This is a genomic window from Mesorhizobium sp. M4A.F.Ca.ET.050.02.1.1, assembly GCF_003997725.1.
Taxonomy (GTDB): Bacteria; Pseudomonadota; Alphaproteobacteria; order Rhizobiales; family Rhizobiaceae; genus Mesorhizobium.
In genome coordinates this window covers 1-881 of record NZ_RZSG01001306.1, presented here as the reverse complement: position 1 = coordinate 881, position 881 = coordinate 1, and the positions used below count along the sequence as shown (strand labels likewise).

Genomic DNA, 881 nt, shown 5'->3' with positions numbered 1-881 from the left:
ACGCCCAGCCGCTCGAGAACTTTCAAGGCGGGGTTCATGAGCGCGGTGGTGCGGCCATCCTGGCCATTGGCTGCCGGGCCCGCCAGCGTCACCGCAAAGCCGGCCTCGGCAAACCCAAGCGCCGCGATCAGCCCGGCCGGACCGCTGCCGGCGACCAATATCCGCGCTGTCTTCTGATGATCCAAATCCGGTATCCAGATCGCAATGCAGGCCCAATTGGCCGCCAATGCGGTATAGGCCGGAGTGTACGGCTTGATCAACGCGGCGATTCAGCCCATTTCGGGTCCATGACCGGCCAGGACAACGACTTCCGCCATCTCGACCGGGCCGGCCGCGCCACCGCGGACGTCGCGCGCAACCCCCGGCTGGTGGTGGCCATGATGGTTGGTGCGGCGGTCATCCTGGCGTGGCTAACGCTTGGCGTCATGGCGATCCGCGGTGCCGAAGGCCGGGTTGCGGGCGCATCGGCCCCGGGCGATTTCATGTTGAAATACCTGCCGCCGCCGCCGCTGCCGGATTTCGTCGATCGCTTTTTCGCGCTTTGCCTGGCGCCGGCGCCGCTTGCCGGCGCAATCGGCGCGCAGGCGCCGGCGCTTATCCTGATGTGGTTCCTGATGGCCGTGGCGACGATGCTGCCGTCCGCCGCGCCGATGATCCGCATCTATTGCGAGATCGCGGACACCGCTCGCATCAGGGGCGAGCCGGTCGTTCACCCGCTGGTCCTGGTCGCGGGCTATCTCTGCATGTGGCTGGCTGGCTCGGCGCTGTTTGCGGCGCTGACGCTCGGCGTCCACGCCTTCGCCTCGTCCGGGCAATTGCTCGATCCGGTCGTTGGCATCGCCGGAGCAGCGGCCTTGCTGGTCGCGGGCCTCTACCAGTTC

Annotated in this window: 1 protein-coding gene and 1 pseudogene; one reads left to right on the top strand and one right to left on the bottom strand. The window is 67.8% G+C overall.

The genetic code is table 11. The annotated features are described in order from the left end of the window. Positions 1-185 (bottom strand): annotated as a pseudogene (locus EOA33_RS37135) (UbiH/UbiF family hydroxylase); the annotation flags it as partial. Between the two features lie 102 nt (positions 186-287). On the opposite strand from EOA33_RS37135, the gene EOA33_RS37130 reads away from it, so the two are divergent. Further along, a partial coding sequence (locus EOA33_RS37130; protein WP_190234524.1) for a DUF2182 domain-containing protein occupies positions 288-881 on the top strand: 594 nt, incomplete at its 3' end.